Annotated in this window: 1 protein-coding gene and 1 pseudogene; both read right to left on the reverse strand. The window is 47.0% G+C overall.

What is annotated here, in order from left to right; genetic code table 11:
- Nucleotides 1-340, reverse strand: a pseudogene (locus A3735_RS00920) (cobyric acid synthase CobQ); the annotation flags it as partial.
- Nucleotides 341-358: 18 nt separating this feature from the next.
- The coding region (locus A3735_RS30005; RefSeq protein WP_197485559.1) for a hypothetical protein at nt 359-804 on the reverse strand (446 nt) is incomplete at its 5' end.

Raw genomic sequence — 804 nt, forward strand, 5'->3', positions numbered from 1 at the left:
CCGCAGCCATCGCAACCTGTTTATATTCATGGTAAGACGTCGCAGACATGTTGCCTCTGGACTTACCGTGAATAATCACCTGCGCACCGATATCTGTTTCAGGCTTCAACAAAACCGGATTCATATCCGTTGTCGGCAAAACACAAGCAGCGTGCGCCTGCAATGCCTGCGCTCGCCCTATTTCGCCACCATCAACCGTAACAGCACTGTTGAGCGCCATATTCTGAGGCTTAAAAGGCGCCACTTTATGGCCGCGCCTCACCAAACAACGACACAAAGCAGCCACTAAGGTACTTTTACCCGCATCTGAAGTGGTGCCTTGTATCATCAGTGTGGTCATATCTTAACCTTTACTCAATTAGTCGTTCACAACTATCGACGAGCTCAGCGTATCAAGGTCAATCCTCTCAATACCACCTGTGTACTCAGCAGCACGGTCACCCGAAGCATAACGCCCCACTCCTGTTATGAATAAATCTCCTGCAAAAAGGTCTATTTCAATTGGGTTCTTAACGGTTAGCTCTAAGCCATCTAGTTCACCAGTACCAATTGACACTTCTGCGTCAGTCAGTGTATCAATTGCGATTAGGTAGGCTTGAGTCGGCGCATACGAGCTATCAAGTCCCTGAGTGACAACATACAATACGTCTTCATGGATCAATGCAGCAGAAGCATTCGGGAGGCCGTCTTCATCATAATGACTGATATCAATACTATCTAATACGAAATCATCTGACGAGCTATCAGTAACGCTTGGATCGATGACAAGAATTGACCCTTCTCCCCAGCGAATAACATAGGCTT

This window comes from Oleiphilus sp. HI0061, assembly GCF_001635675.1.